The sequence below is a fragment of the Mycolicibacterium llatzerense genome, assembly GCF_025331195.1.
In the GTDB taxonomy this organism is placed as follows: domain Bacteria; phylum Actinomycetota; class Actinomycetes; order Mycobacteriales; family Mycobacteriaceae; genus Mycobacterium; species Mycobacterium llatzerense.
This window is the reverse complement of sequence record NZ_LXOV01000019.1, coordinates 47255-61716: the sequence shown is the minus strand read 5'-3', so window position 1 is coordinate 61716 and position 14462 is coordinate 47255. Positions and strand designations below refer to the sequence as shown.

The following is a 14462-nucleotide window of genomic DNA, read 5'->3' as shown; positions in this document are numbered from 1 at the left end:
CGTGTAACCAATGTGGTGGAACACAACGCCTAGGGCAAAGAAGCACTCACTGCGGTGGGTAGCCACCGCAGTGTCATTGACCGGGGCCGCAGCAGTTGTGACCGTGACGACGTGGCCGGCGCCACGCGCCGGACTGACCGGGTGATCCAGCTCCCTGCCCGTGGAATCGATCAGGCACGCAAGGTCGATTTGATTGTTTGCCAGTAGTAAGGCATATGGCCCACTACCGGCAGCCAGGTCCCGAGGTCAGGGACAGTGAAATGTATCGGCGTCGCATCGGGCTGCTCTAGTACAGCCTCGGCTGCGTTGATGCTGGCGATGCGGCACCAATGCTCGTCGTCGGGCAGGGTATGTCCACGAGTGGGGTCAGGGATAAATTGGCCGACTTCAAGGTCGTGCCATCGACGTTTGGTGTATCCCCGGCCGGGACCGTTGGGTTCCGCATCCGGCCAGGGGTCGTCGGTGTCGCGAGGCCGACAGTTGCCCGCGAGCTCGGCGGGGGTGAAAAGTCCTGGATTCAGGTTCGGTAGCTCGGTGCGGAGCACGCGCCCAAAGTCGTCGATTTCGGCAGCGCGCATCGTCACACTGAGCCCACGTGATACCGCGAACCACAGTTGATCGAAGGTCGGTCGGCTGTAGTGCTGACCGCGAAGGGCACCGGTGAATCGCCGCGTGTAGTAGCTAACCCAGCGGACTGCCTTAGTGGGGTTGGAGTTCCACAGCCACGCGAAGACACGTCCCACATCGTCACCGATGTGCTCCAAGTAGCCTTCGTTGATGACCGACAGGGCGAAGTGGTCGGCCGCTGGATCGATCACGCTGCCCAGGAGGCAGAATTCCAGGTTCTCGTTGTCGATGACCAGCGCGTTCGGGGGGACGATGTGCCCGATGACCTCGTTGTCGCGCATGAGGTGGAAGGTCTTGCCGGCGGCGACTTCGTCGATGGTCGAGCTGGTGTGCTGTCGGAAATGGGTGATGCCGATGAGTCTGGCGGAATTGATTTCCATGCGCCCAGAATACCGAAACAATACGGTGCGGCGTATGAGAAACGTATGCTTACCAAGCCTCACTGGCGTTATCGGCGTGTTGGGGGTCGCGGTCGACGGCGCCGGGAACGTACCGCTCAACCACTGCGACAAACCGGTGATCAAGCTCCCGGTCGCATTGCAAGGCCGCCGGCGCCGCGCTTCAGTGCTTGGTTGTGGCCTTGTCCATCACCAGGTCATCGATACGGGCAGCGGACGTTGAGGGGTTGGGTGTGCATAGGGTGGCGGTGACGGCGACGTTTACCTTGACGCGGTAGTCCTTGGAGCACTTCCACAACTGGTCTTGGGGTGTGGTGGTCCAACTGATGCGATGGTCTCCTACGTGGACGTCGCTGACGGTCCACTTGGTGTCGTCGGCGCCTTGTTCTCCAGTCAGGACGAATTGCGGCGGGCAGCTTTGGATCGCTGTGGTGAGTTTCGTCAGTGAGGCTGCCGCGCCGTCGGCGCTGTCCCAGAACGCAAGTCCGGCCCAGGCGGTGTTTCCGGCCTTGTCGGTGAATTGCTGCCCGCCGATTTGGCTGGCGTCGCCCCACACGGTCTTGCTGGTTGCCGAGGTGACCAGGCTGCAGTTCGGTGGCGCTGTCGCGTGATCGGCTCGTGGTTGCGTCATCGGTGCGGCGCCGTTGGGTGCCAGGTCGAGCAGGGTGATTTGTTTGATCTCATCGATGGTCGGCAGAGCGACGGACGGGTCGGCGAGCATGTAGAACGCGGCCTGCGGTGTGGCGTTGGCGGGCAGTGAACTGGGGATGGCCGTCGTGGGGGCGGACACGCTGATCGGCTGCTGGGACACGACCACGACGGCGGTAGCGACAGCGGCGACGACGATCGCCGTAGCGCCGATGATCAGCGCTGCACGTCGCCCGCGTTTGGCCGCCGGCGGCGCCCATGGCGGCGCGCCTGGTCCCCACGGCCCACTGGGCTGCGGGGACCACTGAGCTTGCGGGTTTAGGCCGGTTGCCGGCCATGGCGCGGGTTGTTGTGGACGGTTCGGGTCGCTGTGGTGCGGGGTGTAGCCATCGTTGCCGGTCACGAATTCTCCAGTCTGGGTTACTTGTTGGTGGCTTTTGCGATGATCTGATCGGTCAGCTTCGCGGGGCCGTCGCTGGGATTTGAGCCGCATACATAGGCGTAGGCCACAAGGTTGTCCTGTACGCGGTAGGACTTCGCGCATTTCCACTGGGTGCTCACGGCCGTCTGGCTGTCGGTCCATACCAGCTGGTTATCGTGGGCGGCGATGTCGGTCACCGCCCAGGCGAGTGTGCTGTCGAGATGGTCCGCATCTGGGGTGGTGAAGCTGGTGCAGCTGCGGACGGAGTTGGTGACCGTCGCCAGGCTGTCGGCGGCGGCCTCAGTGGTGTCGAAGATGGCCGCTGCGACGCCGCCGAAGTTGATGGAGTGGTCGTAGTCTGGGCCGTCACCAAATCGTTGAACGGCGACCGAAATCGCTGTACCCCAGGATGATTGGGTGTTGGCTGCGTCGGCGAGTGCACACTGAGCGGGTGTAGTCGCCAGGTCGGTGCCGACCTTGGTGATGACGTTCGGCGTGTACTTCGCGTCGATCAGCGTGGCCTGCCGCACTCTTTCGGGCGTGGGCAGGAGTGTGGCCGGAACTGCCTGCACCAGGGTCGGTGTCGCCGAGGTGGAGCTGCCCGCTGCCGCGCCGTCGTGCTGCGGCCCGCCCATGCCGTGATTGGCGAGGATGATACCGGCCACGATGAGTGCGGTACCAACGATGCCCGCGGCGATGATCACCGCCGAGCGTGACGAGCGCGGGGGCACAGGCGGATAGGGATAGGCAGGGCCTTGTGTTGGTGTCCACGGCGGCGGGTACTGCGGATCTTGTTGTGGGCCAGGATTTGTCATTGCTGCTCGCTACTGGTTGGTGGCGTGGGCGATCACGAAGTCGGTCAGCGCGGCGGCGCTCCCAGGTCGCGCTTTGTCACTGCATATCAGTGCGTTGGCCGCCAGGTTGCCCACGATCCGATAGTTTCGCTGGCAGGACCACCCGTCGGGTTGTTGTGTGCCCCAACTGATGTGGTCATCGCCGTGGTCGACGTTGGCGATAGTCCACGTGGCCGGGGGCACTTTCGGGTTCCAGTCGGGCACGGTGAAGGACGTGCAGCCTCGGACTGACCCTGATACCAGAGATAGCGATGATGCCGCGTCCGCAGGCGTGGGGAACACGGCCAGTCCTGCGACCGCGGTGGAGATGTAGTTGGTCATGGTGCCGTCGATGAATCGCAGTCCCGCCATGGCGCGCGCTGATTTCCATGTCGACTGGCTGGCGGAGTTGGAGGCGAACGCGCACGACGGTGGGGTGGTGGTGGCGTCGGGCGAAGGGACTTGCATGAGTTCGGAGACCGTGACCATGTCGACGCCAGTGAGGCGCGCGACGTCGCCGAGTGCTGGTAGGGCGCTTTGCGGGACCACCTGGTAGGTCGGCCCCGCCAGCGCACTCGCTGTGGTGGCGGATGTTGTTGGCGCGGAACTTGTTTGCGTCGTATCGGTGATCGGCGCTGTGGGTGCTGGTGTGCTGCTGGAGCCGTGCCGGGTGAGCACCACCGAGGTGGCCACGATGGCGGCGGCCAGGATCAGTGCCCCGCCGATGATGAGCGGGCCTCGGTTCCGCGATGGCAGCGGCCCGGGCGCCCAGGGTGGGCCTATCGGGGCGGGTTGGTGGTGCGGGAATGGGCCGGGGTGTGGCGGTGGGGTCCACTGCCCGCCGGGGTTCGTCACTTCTTGCCGTTGACGTTGGTGATCACCGCGTCGATCAGTTTGGACGGGCCCATGGAGGGGTTCTGATGGCACAGCGTCGCGGTCACGGTGACGTTGGCTTCGGCGCGGAATGCCTTGCCGCACTTCCATGGTGTGCCGGTGCTCTGTTGGGTGTTGAGCCAGGCGATCTGATTGCCTTGGGCTTTCACATCCGAGATGGTCCACGGTTTCGCGGGTTTGCCTGGCTTGTTGTTGCTCGGGATGGTGTACGGAACCGTGCAGCCTTTCACGGCGTTGATGATTTTCGGCAGTGCGGCCGCGGCGGCGTCGTTGGTGTCGAACACGGCCAGGCTCACATACGCGCTGTAGTTGTAGTCATCCCCGGGTTTGTCGGTGTAGACCGCGCTGGCCATCGAGATGGCTTGGCCGGCGATGGTTGCGGTGTCGGTGTTATCGACCAGGGTGCAGCTGGCCGGATCGGTCGTCTGGTCCGGGTATACGGCGGTGTCGACGTCGCCCTTCTTGGCCAGGTTCAGCAGTGTCGCCTGCTGAACCTGCTGATCGGTCGGCAGGACTGTGGTCGGTACTACCCGCACGGTCGCTGCGGACAGGGCTGTGGTTGGCACCGCGGCCGATGTCCCTGCCCCGGCGTTCGACGACGAGGTGCCCGACCCGAACATGACGTAGGCGCCCACACCGCCGGCCACCACGATGACGATGCCCGCGACCGCGCCGAACAGGACCTTGTGAGTGGGCCGTCGCGGTGGTGATGGCGGCAACGGTTGCCCCCACTGCTGGCCTTGGGGCGGGCTCGGGTGGGGGCGGTAGGGGGGGGTGGGAGGGGGGCTGTAGCTGCCTTGCGGATCGCTGGGCGGCTGACCCTGTGGGGCGCCCCATCCGTGGTGCGGATTCCAGCCCGCGCCCGGTCCACTCATCATTGATCCCCCTTGTTCGTGGCGCCTAAACACCGATATGTGCAGGTTACAAGCATTCGGGTAGCCCCTCGGTCACCTCTTCGGCCCTGGCGACGCCCGAACGTTGTCGCGGCAGGCGTGCGTGCTCAGGGCTGGACGTTCCGCAGGATTGTTGCGGGTGTGTTGTTCGGTGGTAGGGGCGTCAGTGCCCTGGCCGCGCACAGGTGGTGCACGGTTAACCGGCGCTGGCGGTTTCCGGTTGGGATGTCGACGCTGACCAGCGCCAGCCAGCTTCCTCGGGCGGATTTGACCCATCCGTGGACGAGGCCGGTGACCTCGCAGCTGACGTCGAGTCCGTCGAGTTTCGTCCACATTGGCACGGCGTCGAGTCGGAACGCGTCATCGGGCGCGGGGATCATGCGGGTGAGGTCGACCAGGACCGGGCGCGGTGGGTTCACGGCCCGCCGGACGCTGGGAGCCAGCAACCCCGCCCAACTGTCGAACATAAGTGCGAATGGTATTGGTCGACGTCTGGGCGTGTCTACCGGCGCGTCGCGGGGTCTACGGCATGCGCGGGCTGTCCAAGTCGACGATAGGGACCGGGGGCGGATCGTCGGGAATGTCACCGGCGGGGTCGGCCAGGCGCCACGACGCGGACTGCCCGCCGGCGCGGGCCGGGTGCCACTCGATGATGCCGAGCGCGGCGAGTCGCCGTAGCTGGGGATACGCCTGGGCGTACCAGCATTGACCGGGGCAGTCGTTGCCGAACTTGCAGTCACGGGGGAGTGCGGCGGGAATGTGTTGCGGGTCATCGTTCTCCCGGCGGTAACGGTGGTTGCAGCCAAACTTGATGCGGAGCCGGTTCTGGATATCGTTGGTGATCAGCGTGTTTGGGTATGCGTCGGCGAGGATGGCCAGTAGTCGTGTGCGTACACCCCGGGTCACCGGCAGGCAGTTGGACAGCACGTCATCGTTGCGATCCATGCGTTCCCCGCTTCTGTTGTCGGTCGATGGTCCTGGTGTGGATAGGTTGTGGCAGAGCGTCTTTCGGTGAATATGAAGGCTCGGTTTTGCCTACAGCCCCATGGAGTCATCTGCGCTGAGCGCGTGCAGGGTTCGTTGTTCGCGAGTCTGTAGGTAGGTGCGCAGCCAGGCTTGGTCGTCAGGGCTTAGCCCGGAGGCTTCCTCGTCGGTGTGGATGCTGTCCGCACCGCAGGTGTTGGCCCGTCCGTCCAGTGCTAGGCCGGCGCCCAGGAAGAACCTGGCGGCCACCACTTCACGCCGGGTGGCGGCGGGGTCGAGCAGCGTGGTGGCGGCGCTGTCGATCGCCGCGCGGGCGTACTGGGCTTGACGCAGGTCGTCGCCGGCGCGGAGCGCGGCTTGCGCGGAGGTGATGTCGAAGCGGGCGTCGTCGAGCGCGTCGCGGGCGGTTGTTGTGGTGGTGGGTTCGACGGTCATGGCGTCCTCCGGCGATAAATCAATCAATACGCGCACATTAACATGTTTACCCATTGTGTTGCTTGCTTCTCTCTGCAAAGATGGGGTGATGAACACACCGCGCGCCAGTGCCGAAGACTGCGGTGCCGTCTCACGGAGAGCCATCGACATTCGTGCGAACTCTGCTGGGCCAGAGCGTGTTCAGTACCCGGCGATGCGCCGACGCCCGCAGGTCTTCGCTGCCGCGCACCGGTCGACAGAACCCGTATTGCAGCACCCAGGTGAACAGTGGGCATCCGGTGTCGGCGCGCGGGTAGGGCGCTCGCGATGACTGTGTGCACCGTGCCGCACGCCGCGCAAGCGGCGCGCTCGGTGCAGCAGACCATCTTGACCCGTGACGGCGTGTCTTTGGCTGTCCACGACAGCGGCCCGGCTGATGCCGAACACACCGTCGCGCTTCTACATGGCCTGTGCCAAGGCGCGGGCAGTTGGCAGGTGATCGACGCGGCGCTGCGCGATCTGCTCGGCGGCGAGGTGCGGATCATCCGCTACGACCACCGTGGTCACGGCGATTCCGGCTGCGCGCCGATGAGCACCTACCACGTTGACCAACTCGCCGACGACTTCACCGACGTGCTGATGGCGCTGCGGGTGAGCGGCTTTCTGACGGTCGCAGGGCACTCGCTAGGAGGTATGGCGGCGATGACGTACAGCGCGCGATCGGTTGACCGGCAGCCAGTGCGTCCGCGGGGGCTGGTGCTGGTGGCCACCGCGGCGGGAAAACTGTGCGATCGTGGCCTGGGGCGGCTGTTGTCCACTCCTGCACCGGATTTCCTGTCCGCACTGGTGGCGCACACACCCGCCTACGCGGCTGAGCACGCGGTGCGGGCACTTGCCCGGCCGGTCTGCGAGCTGGTCGGTCTATGCCGGGGTTGTGCCCGGGCTGAGCGACGTGTGCTGTGCTCGATGTGCAGTGCGGCACTGTCGACGACAGCGTTGAGCACCGCTGCGGGGTTCCTGCCCCATCTGCGCCGGTTCGACCAGCGCGCCGTCTTAGGCAATATTCGTGCCGCCACCACCATCTTGAGCGGTGACGCGGACACCGTCACACCCGCAGCGCATGCGCACGAGATGGCCAGCGCGATTCCCGGTGCGCGGCATCGTCAATTCCACGGCGCTGGGCACATGCTGCTACACGAGCGGCCCGCCCAGATCGCAGACGAAATCGCCGCCACCGTCCAGTCACTGCGCACCGTCCTGAGTGGGGTGGGCGCGTGACCATCGCCCTTGCAGAACGTCCGCAAGCCAATCATCGAACGCGTCAGACGGCGACCGGCAGCCCGGCAGTCGGGGTCAATGCTGAGAACGTGTTCGCTGACGGGGTGAACGGGGCGGTGCGCGATGCGCTCTACCAATGGTACGAGCAGCGCGGCCTCACCATGGATGTGTTCGGCCCCTTCGCTTTTGAAGCGGTCACGTATGCGCGAAGGGTTGCCGGCATCGCCACGGGCGACGGTCACATGACCGCTGATCAGGCGTACCGCCGCGGCCTGTGCGTGGAATGCGCGGCATTGCCCTACAGCCCTGGCATGCTGCGCTGCGAGGAATGCCATCGCCGCTGCATCAACCGGCGAGGTGAGCGCTGATGAGCGCCATCGTCAGCATCCCCGCCGAAAAGCCTTGGTTGCGTACCCTTCTCAGCGGGCAGCCACACCAGGTCATCCGCTCCGAGCGGGGCGTCTATCTGCACCGGTACTTCCTGTGGCCGAGAAATCGTTGGCACAACTTGTATCTGCATCGCTTCGTTGGCTCCGATGATCCACCCGCGTTGCATTCGCACCCGTGGAGCTTCGCAACGCTGATCGTTTCGGGGTCCTACATGGAGGTCACTGAGGGCGGCGCGCATTGGCGCGGCCCGGGGAGCCTGGCCTTTCGGCGGGCTGGTCACCGCCACCGCGTACAGCTTCTGCGCGACAGCTCAGGGCGAGAGCAAGCGTGCCTGACCATCGTTCTGACTGGTCGCCGCACCCAGTCGTGGGGATTCTTCTGCCCCCGGCGTGACGGAACGTGGCGGTTCGTTCCGTGGCAGAACTTCGGCGCCGGCGGGTGCGGCGAGTACTCCAGCCCGACCGACGGGCATATCAGCGACACCAAAACCTCACCAGGAAAAGGATTTTGACGATGACGGCTCTGATGACGACGGCGATCGATGAAACGGTCTTTCGCTACGTGCGCCCGCTGCGCGGTGACGAACACGGTGACCTGCTGGGCATCTGGTCCGGACACGACATCCTGTTCCTGACGCGGAGCACGCCGGGGTGGGCGCTGCTCGATGCACACAATCAGGTGTGGGGCTGGCATCGTCGCGAATCGGTGTGGTCAACCGCAACTGCCGCGTTCAACGGCTTCATCGCCGACCCGATCCTGCGGGATCGTTTGGCGGCAGACGGGTTTCATGTCATCACCGACCACGGGCCGCTGCTGGAAGATTTCATCCGCGGGAACCCGAGCTATGGACTGCCGCCACTGGCCAGCGGACCCACGGGACGCCCTGCCGAGCCGATCTTGCCCAACTGGGGACACCTTCTTGATCTGGCCCAGCACGCGGTGCGCGGCGCAGACGGCCACGGTAGCGCGTCGGTGGAGGACCTGTTGCTGGCCGAGAATCGGAGCTTCGCACGGCCGGCGGTCTTTAACCGCCCTGTGATGCGGCGATGGCTGTCCAGTGATGACGCGCCCGCCGCATTGAGCGCGATGCGCGCTGCCGCCGGGCGCCACGACAGCCCCAGGACAACAGGTGAGGCATTCGCGCTGCTGGACCCCTCGGGGTGCAGCAGCTTTCCCGACCAAGACCACGTCCTGGACGTCCACCTATCGGATGCCTGCGGCGACGGCGATTGGCTGATCGGCACGTGCGCGCGCTGCTGGCACCCGATCGTCGAGCACGAACACCCAGACCTGACGGTGACCACCTGGAGCCTATTCGGCGATCTGCGCTGACACCTTGTTCCTTCAACCGCATAGGAGTTTGCGATGACCGCCGACACCCCCGAACAGACGATCATGGAAGTCGAAGCCCCCAAGGCGGTCTACGCCTTGTGCACCTTCCGGATCGACATCGAGAAATGGGCTCTGCTGCCCGTGGAGGCGGCACCGACCCAGTCTCCGTGGAAGGGGTGCGAGGCGTGGATGATCTGCGACGACGACTTTCATTACGAGCGTCCTTCCTGGTGGTGCACCTGCGGCGTGCGCGGGTACGACAGTCTGAGCAGGTTGCGCGCCGCACACCGTCAGGCCGACACGATCGTGGCCGTGATGCGGTACGACCCCACGACCTCGCTTGACGACGACAACGAGGTGCGTGCGGCCGAAGCCACCCTCGTCGCCTACTGGATCAGCCCGGACCTGCCGCTGCGTGTTCAGGCGGCGGCAGTCGTGCGCGGGCTGACCGCGCACATGTGCATCGAATACGACGACCTCGACTGCATGCTGGCGCGCTACGACATCATCGAATGGCGGGAAGCAGCAACCGATCCTGACGACGAGTTCCGGTCCGTCGGTGCCGCCGACGGTGCAGCACCCCTACCTCGGTGGGCCGGCAGGCTCGGAATGAGCCGGGCCGTACTGAACACTCGGGCGGTGCGCTCCTGGTCAACCGTCGTAGGACCCGCGCTGCTCGAATCATTCTCTGACGCAGCGCTTTACGCCAGCAAGACCACCAAGCCCATCTTGATGACGATCGTCGTCGCCTGGTGCGCCGCGTTCATCCACGTCTACATCCGCACGCACCTCACCCCGTTCGCTTTCATCGATCCGGTGCTGATGGCCGCCCATTGGCTGATCGTCGCCATCGTCGCACCGTCGGTGCTGCTGCTGACGATGTCCGCGCTGGGACTGGTCTCGCTGGTCGATGCCGTGCGCCGGGCGCGGCCGTTGCCCCGTCGTGCCGACCCGATCGCATGGGCCATGACCGTTGTGCTCCCGTTCGTCTTTCTGTTCGCCGAGAAGGTCGTGCTGGTTTTCGGCATGCTGGTCGTCCTCGCGTCGGCCAACGGGTACCCGCTACCCAGCGTGGTGGGCTGGTGCCTGGCCGTGATGTTCGTCCTGATCGTCGTGGCACGAAGCGCAGCGCCGTTGTTCGCGATCTACAGCCGGATGCGCGAACTCCGGGCGCAGTCATCCTGGGGGGCGCTGGCGGATGTATAAGGAACCTCAGACGCCGTATTGCGGCTTCCTGCGTCGATGGGTCAAGGGGCGCGAACAGCTCTATGTGGTGCGCTCGGCCGCCCATTGCTTGATCACCGCCCCGACCGAAACAGGTAAGACACGCAGGGTTCTCGCACAGGCGATTTCGTTGTGGGGCGGCCCGGCGGTGGTGGTGAACAGTAAAGACGACATCATCGACTTGGTCATGCAGTGCCGGCACGGGCCGACAGCGGTCATCGATTTCCGGCCCATCGACAACCCGACGTACCCGGCGGGGGTCCAGTCGATGATCTACGACCCGACCGCCACCATTGAAACGCCCTTGGAGGCGCTGACCATCGCTGAAAACATCATGCAGATGGCCACCGTCGGCATGGGCAGCGGCGCTGACCAGGTTTCCGATGGGGGAGTGTGGGAGTCGCAGGCATCCGGCCCGTTGGCCGCGTTCCTGTACGCGGCCTCGCCCAACGGTAACGGCATGGGTATGGACTGGGTGCTCAAAGCCGTCGACAACATGGACACCACCGAGAATGGCGCAGCAGAACCAGGCTGGTTGCAAGCGGCGGCCCTGTGCCACCAGTATGAAGTGCTCGCCATCGGCATGACAAAAATCCTGAACATGGAAGCCCGCCAGCGTGATTCGGTAGCTATCACGATGCGTAAGGCGATCACCCCGTGGCTGCGCATGAGCCTGAACATTGCCATGGGCAATGACATCCCCTGGACGTTTGACCCCTCGTTCCTCGATCACCCCCAGGCCACTGTGTTCATCCTGGCGCCCGCCGATGGCACGGTAGCGGGAGCGGCGGTCACGATGCTCGAGTCTCTCTACCGGCGCTGGCGGGAAAAGACCGCGCGCCGTGAACAGCTGCATCGGCTGCTCATCGCGATCGACGAGCTACCCAACACCGCGCCGCTGCCCAGTCTTCGCCGGATCATCGGGGAAGGTCGCGGCCTTAGCGTCAATGTGATGGCATGCGTGCAGGACTCAGAGCAGCTCGACACCGTCTACGGTCCGATCTACGCGAACGAGCTCCGCAAGATTTTTCCTGCGCACCTGATCATGTTCGGCGCGGACGAAGAAAAGTTGCTCGTCGGCCCTGAAAACTGGTCCGGCCTCACCTTTCGGCGATCGGAAAGCTACGGGCAGGCGGACGGCCACCGAAATCTGAACTCCGACTTCGGTGCAGGGCTGCGCTGGCAAGAACTCCTCCCTCCCGACCGCGAACACGCCCGCCTGATCCTGCGCGGCGGCCTCGGGCACTGCGTCGAGATTCCCGATTGGAGCCGGTTCCGCGTCCTGTACGACCAGGCGAGCGCTGCCGCCCTGCGACGAGCCGGCCGCGCGCCGCTGGTCCCACCAGGGTCCCCAGGACCTCGCCGAGAAGCCAGCCGGATGAGCCGATTACGGCAATTCATCGTCGGCGAATGACCGACTGCACAACCAATCCGACCATCACACGGAAAGATCAACTCTTGCAGAACCTCACCCGCGCCGCCCTCGCCGCCGCCGTGACCGTCACGGTCGCCGGATGCAGCCACCTACCCATCCCCGGCCTGACTGCCTCCAGCACCACAGGAGTCACCGACGGGCCGCACACCCTGATCCAGGAGCCTCAAGCCGGCTACAGCACCATCAGTTCGCGCATCGACGGCGCCAAAAAGTCGGTCCGGGTCGTCGTCTACGAGCTGGCGGACGACATCATTGAGAAATCGCTCGAGAACGCGAAGAACCGCGGTGACGACGTGAAGGTGTTGCTGGACTCGGCATTTCACGGAAAGCAAGCCAACCAACGGGCCTACGCGAGGCTGCGAGCTGCCGGGGTTGACGTCAAATGGGCGCCGGCGGACACCATCGTGCATCAGAAGACGGTGGTGATCGACGACGACACCGCCATCATCAGCACCGCGAATTTCGACGCGAAGTTCTACCCAACCGGACGTGACGCCATGATTGTTTCTACTGTGCCCGAACAGGTCTCGGCCATCGCGGCGACATTCGACGGAGACTACGGCGTCGTCGACAGCGGCCGCCTATCGCAAGCCATCGCGGCACCAGACCTGATCTGGTCGCCCGCTGCCCGGGCCGAATACATCCGAACCATCAACGCCTCGCACAGCGTGCTGGACGTAACCAGTGAAGAGTTAAAAGACCACGCTGCAGCGATTTCCATCTCTGAGGCCGCCCGCCGCGGCGTGCCATGCAAAGTCCTGCTCAACGCCGACGACGCGGACACACCCGCCGTCACTCAAGTCAAGGACGCAGGCTGTGCCGTGCGCGTCCTGCCCAAGTCAACCAAGGGACTGTATATGCACGAAAAGATCGTCCTGACAGACGATTCTCTGATCATCGGCAGCCAGAACCTATCCACCAAAAGCCTGACCGAAAACCGCGAACTGTCCATCCGGCTCGGCAAGACCACCGCCCCGAACATTGTTGCGGCAGTGCAGAACCAGTTCGCCACCGACTTCGACAAAGCCACGCCGGCGTGAGACCAAGGAGACCATCATGCCCACCGTTGAATCTGCCGCCCTAGAGACCCAAGACACCGCGCCGACCGGCGCCGGCAAGCACGACCAAGTAGTCGCAGCATGAGCACCACCCTGGCCGCGCCGACCTTCAGCGCCGCGCTGGACGCCGGGCTTCGCTGGCTCTATACCACCGAGCAGCCCGATAACGCTCTCGTCGAACGCTGCGGCGTCCGGATCATCAGCGGAGACCGAATCGTCCGGTTCCTTCCCGTGGGCGTGGAAGGCAACCCGTTGATCATCCTCGATGCCCGCATTCCCCGGTGGAGCCCCCGCCCGACATCATGTGGTATCGGCACCCTGCCTGAATGCGAATTAAACGCTGTCGCTGCACAATTGAATGAGCTCGGTGTTGCATCGAGCCGCTGGCACTACCACAGCACCACGGGCACGATCGTGCTGTCCAGCCTGGCGCACGCGTCACTGCGTGCCGCGATCGACAGGTTCAGCGCAGGGTGCCCCTGGCACCACAGCCAGGTCTGTGATGCGCCGATCGGCGTCGGGGGGCAAGGATGCACCTGGCATACCGACGGTCACAACGCCGCGGTATGGCCATCAGTAGAGGCTCTCGCTACCCACGGCTCGCCGGCGAGCTGAGTCCCGATGAGCCAGCACCTGCCCGCCGCCGCGGTCTTGGTTCGCGAGGACGATCCGGACTTCGACGACGAGATTCCCACCACCTCGGCATCGCGCCGCGGCGACCGAGGCCGCGAGCCCAACAGCCGCGCAGGCATCATCACGACCTGCCAACCGCACCACGGAGAACCTATGTCCCAGAACAGTTCTGGACCGGACAGCTGCCACGCGAACGGCTGCGACACCCCGTGCACCGGCTTTATGTGCGGTCCGCACTGGAAGCTGGTTCCCGCCGCCATGCGTATGGCCATCGAATCGAGCCCCGACCCCAGCGCCGCGGCAACCCCGATCGCCAAGGCCGCCATCGCCGAAGTCGCCCATCGAGAATCCCGGACCAAACCTGCCGCCCGGCCGCAAGTACGCCGACACCCGGTGCAGCTCGCTCTGTTCGGCGACGACCAGGTCCTGACGAAAGGAAAGCGCACATGACCAAGCCGAACGGTACACGGGCAATGCTCGCGCTCGGTGGAGTAGCTCTATGCGCAGGCGGCGTCGTCAGCACGGTCTCGGCCCTGACCAGCACACCTCGCCACGACGTGGACGCGTGGCTTCATGTCACTGATGCTCAATTGGCCTGGTGCACCCTCGAAGTGCAGGTAGTAACCGTCATCGTCATGGTGGGGTTCGGCATCGCTGCTGTCGCGGGCACGTTACTCGGACACATCGCCGCTGCCATCAAAACGGGGGTGGGCTTGTTGATGGGGCCAGCGGTGGCGATATTCGTCCTGCCACACTCGCTGTTGAGCCACCGCGCCACCTTCATCGCCGCGCCATTCGGCGGGCCAGCGCTCAGGGTGGAGTATCCGACGGACTTTGACTACCGTACCTATCTTCCTCACTTGCTCGACGCGCTGATTGCGCCGGCATTAGGGTCACTGGCAGCCGCAGCGCTCTTGGGCGGAACCTTTGCGGCAGCCGCGCGGTACTGGCCACGGCCGGCGGCGGTCGAAAAATGAGCGCCGACATGGTGATGGGGTCC

Annotated in this window: 18 protein-coding genes; 10 read left to right on the top strand and 8 right to left on the bottom strand. The window is 64.9% G+C overall.

Annotation, left to right across the window (positions count from 1 at the left end; genetic code table 11):
• Positions 1-170: 170 nt before the first annotated feature.
• From A7G45_RS31980 to A7G45_RS31945, 8 genes are all read right to left on the bottom strand, one after another.
• Positions 171-1151, bottom strand: a complete 981-nt coding sequence (locus A7G45_RS31980) for a hypothetical protein (RefSeq protein WP_260943482.1) — start codon at positions 1149-1151, stop codon at positions 171-173.
• A gap of 37 nt (positions 1152-1188) precedes the next feature.
• On the bottom strand, positions 1189-2076 hold the full coding sequence (locus A7G45_RS32630) for a sensor domain-containing protein (RefSeq protein WP_260943481.1): 888 nt from the start codon (positions 2074-2076) through the stop codon (positions 1189-1191).
• A gap of 17 nt (positions 2077-2093) precedes the next feature.
• Positions 2094-2909, bottom strand: coding sequence for a sensor domain-containing protein (locus tag A7G45_RS31970; RefSeq protein ID WP_260943480.1), 816 nt, complete (start codon positions 2907-2909; stop codon positions 2094-2096).
• 9 nt (positions 2910-2918) lie between these two features.
• Positions 2919-3782, bottom strand: a complete 864-nt coding sequence (locus A7G45_RS31965) for a sensor domain-containing protein (protein WP_260943479.1) — start codon at positions 3780-3782, stop codon at positions 2919-2921.
• Complete coding sequence (locus A7G45_RS31960; protein ID WP_260943478.1) at positions 3779-4540, bottom strand: sensor domain-containing protein; 762 nt, start codon at positions 4538-4540, stop codon at positions 3779-3781. Before A7G45_RS31960 ends, A7G45_RS31965 begins: the two co-directional genes overlap by 4 nt.
• A gap of 281 nt (positions 4541-4821) precedes the next feature.
• Positions 4822-5181, bottom strand: coding sequence for a hypothetical protein (locus tag A7G45_RS31955; RefSeq protein ID WP_260943474.1), 360 nt, complete (start codon positions 5179-5181; stop codon positions 4822-4824).
• Positions 5182-5236: 55 nt separating this feature from the next.
• Complete coding sequence (locus A7G45_RS31950; RefSeq protein ID WP_260943473.1) at positions 5237-5659, bottom strand: hypothetical protein; 423 nt, start codon at positions 5657-5659, stop codon at positions 5237-5239.
• 90 nt (positions 5660-5749) lie between these two features.
• The gene (locus A7G45_RS31945; RefSeq protein WP_260943472.1) at positions 5750-6133 is read right to left on the bottom strand and encodes a hypothetical protein; all 384 of its coding nucleotides are present in this window, start codon (positions 6131-6133) and stop codon (positions 5750-5752) included.
• A 306-nt stretch (positions 6134-6439) separates the two neighbouring features.
• Between A7G45_RS31945 and A7G45_RS31940 the strand changes: the two genes are divergently transcribed.
• The 10 genes from A7G45_RS31940 to A7G45_RS31895 all read left to right on the top strand — a co-directional run bounded on the left by A7G45_RS31940 (position 6440) and on the right by A7G45_RS31895 (position 14439).
• Entirely contained in the window at positions 6440-7390 is a 951-nt protein-coding gene (locus tag A7G45_RS31940; RefSeq protein ID WP_260943471.1) for an alpha/beta fold hydrolase, read from the top strand.
• Positions 7387-7758: a hypothetical protein gene (locus A7G45_RS31935; RefSeq protein ID WP_260943470.1), complete on the top strand. Its 372-nt coding sequence runs from the start codon at positions 7387-7389 to the stop codon at positions 7756-7758. Before A7G45_RS31940 ends, A7G45_RS31935 begins: the two co-directional genes overlap by 4 nt.
• Positions 7758-8291 (top strand): hypothetical protein, encoded by a 534-nt coding sequence (locus A7G45_RS31930; RefSeq protein WP_260943468.1) that lies wholly within the window; start codon positions 7758-7760, stop codon positions 8289-8291. The genes A7G45_RS31935 and A7G45_RS31930 overlap by 1 nt, the downstream gene beginning before the upstream one ends.
• 2 nt (positions 8292-8293) lie before the next feature.
• Positions 8294-9112 (top strand): hypothetical protein, encoded by an 819-nt coding sequence (locus A7G45_RS31925; RefSeq protein ID WP_260943466.1) that lies wholly within the window; start codon positions 8294-8296, stop codon positions 9110-9112.
• Between the two features lie 33 nt (positions 9113-9145).
• Positions 9146-10318 carry a hypothetical protein gene (locus A7G45_RS31920; protein ID WP_260943464.1) on the top strand — a complete coding sequence of 391 codons (1173 nt, stop codon included), beginning with the start codon at positions 9146-9148 and terminating at the stop codon, positions 10316-10318.
• A complete protein-coding gene (locus A7G45_RS31915) occupies positions 10311-11750 on the top strand; it encodes a type IV secretory system conjugative DNA transfer family protein (RefSeq protein WP_260943462.1) in 1440 nt (479 codons plus the stop codon). Before A7G45_RS31920 ends, A7G45_RS31915 begins: the two co-directional genes overlap by 8 nt.
• A gap of 80 nt (positions 11751-11830) precedes the next feature.
• Positions 11831-12811: a phospholipase D-like domain-containing protein gene (locus A7G45_RS31910; protein ID WP_260943461.1), complete on the top strand. Its 981-nt coding sequence runs from the start codon at positions 11831-11833 to the stop codon at positions 12809-12811.
• Positions 12812-12910: 99 nt separating this feature from the next.
• A complete protein-coding gene (locus A7G45_RS31905; RefSeq protein WP_260943459.1) occupies positions 12911-13444 on the top strand; it encodes a hypothetical protein in 534 nt (177 codons plus the stop codon).
• Positions 13445-13450: 6 nt separating this feature from the next.
• Positions 13451-13912 carry a hypothetical protein gene (locus tag A7G45_RS31900; RefSeq protein ID WP_260943457.1) on the top strand — a complete coding sequence of 154 codons (462 nt, stop codon included), beginning with the start codon at positions 13451-13453 and terminating at the stop codon, positions 13910-13912.
• Positions 13909-14439, top strand: a complete 531-nt coding sequence (locus A7G45_RS31895) for a hypothetical protein (protein ID WP_260943455.1) — start codon at positions 13909-13911, stop codon at positions 14437-14439. Before A7G45_RS31900 ends, A7G45_RS31895 begins: the two co-directional genes overlap by 4 nt.
• Positions 14440-14462: the final 23 nt, after the last annotated feature.

Excerpts from the sequence above, each read along its gene's own strand:
- A7G45_RS31970 (WP_260943480.1), bottom strand. The coding sequence starts at position 2,909 with ATGACAAATCCTGGCCCACAACAAGATCCGCAGTACCCGCCGCCGTGG.
- A7G45_RS31955 (WP_260943474.1), bottom strand. The coding sequence starts at position 5,181 with ATGTTCGACAGTTGGGCGGGGTTGCTGGCTCCCAGCGTCCGGCGGGCC.
- A7G45_RS31950 (WP_260943473.1), bottom strand. The coding sequence starts at position 5,659 with ATGGATCGCAACGATGACGTGCTGTCCAACTGCCTGCCGGTGACCCGG.
- A7G45_RS31945 (WP_260943472.1), bottom strand. The coding sequence starts at position 6,133 with ATGACCGTCGAACCCACCACCACAACAACCGCCCGCGACGCGCTCGAC.
- A7G45_RS31940 (WP_260943471.1), top strand. The coding sequence starts at position 6,440 with ATGACTGTGTGCACCGTGCCGCACGCCGCGCAAGCGGCGCGCTCGGTG.
- A7G45_RS31930 (WP_260943468.1), top strand. The coding sequence starts at position 7,758 with ATGAGCGCCATCGTCAGCATCCCCGCCGAAAAGCCTTGGTTGCGTACC.
- A7G45_RS31925 (WP_260943466.1), top strand. The coding sequence starts at position 8,294 with ATGACGGCTCTGATGACGACGGCGATCGATGAAACGGTCTTTCGCTAC.
- A7G45_RS31920 (WP_260943464.1), top strand. The coding sequence starts at position 9,146 with ATGACCGCCGACACCCCCGAACAGACGATCATGGAAGTCGAAGCCCCC.
- A7G45_RS31915 (WP_260943462.1), top strand. The coding sequence starts at position 10,311 with ATGTATAAGGAACCTCAGACGCCGTATTGCGGCTTCCTGCGTCGATGG.
- A7G45_RS31905 (WP_260943459.1), top strand. The coding sequence starts at position 12,911 with ATGAGCACCACCCTGGCCGCGCCGACCTTCAGCGCCGCGCTGGACGCC.
- A7G45_RS31900 (WP_260943457.1), top strand. The coding sequence starts at position 13,451 with ATGAGCCAGCACCTGCCCGCCGCCGCGGTCTTGGTTCGCGAGGACGAT.
- A7G45_RS31895 (WP_260943455.1), top strand. The coding sequence starts at position 13,909 with ATGACCAAGCCGAACGGTACACGGGCAATGCTCGCGCTCGGTGGAGTA.